The sequence below is a fragment of the Sulfoacidibacillus thermotolerans genome (genome assembly GCF_003144315.1).
In the GTDB taxonomy this organism is placed as follows: domain Bacteria; phylum Bacillota; class Bacilli; order Alicyclobacillales; family SLC66; genus Sulfoacidibacillus; species Sulfoacidibacillus thermotolerans.
Genome location: NZ_MPDK01000132.1, coordinates 1 through 368 on the forward strand (window position 1 = coordinate 1; position 368 = coordinate 368).

1 protein-coding gene is annotated in these 368 nt (G+C 49.5%); it reads left to right on the plus strand.

Annotated features, from left to right (window positions below):
- Positions 1–141: 141 nt before the first annotated feature.
- Positions 142–368 (plus strand): 3'-5' exonuclease (locus tag BM613_RS14825; RefSeq protein ID WP_146192871.1); only part of this gene is annotated, 227 nt, incomplete at its 3' end.

Genomic DNA, 368 nt, shown 5'->3' on the forward strand with positions numbered 1-368 from the left:
GCCCCCGATCAATAAGAAAGGAGATGGTTGTTTGTCATTGTTCACTACAAAATTTCTTGTCATTGATACCGAAACCACGGGTTTTGATCCCGCAGTGGATTGCGTGGTGGAGATTTCCACCATTCCGTTCAAGGCTCAAAAATGTATAAAGGCTTTGCCACACGAATTAACCCCTTGCGCCCAATCCCGCCCGAAACGTCTGCCGTGCATGGAATCGCGGATTGGGATGTAGAGGACAAACCGCCGTTTGATCAGGTGTGGCCGATTGTAGAAAAGCAGATCGAAAGTGTTGATGTGCTTGTCGCCCACAACGCGCCGTTTGATCGCTCGTTCTTGCCGGAAACAAGAAAACCGTGGTTGGATACGAG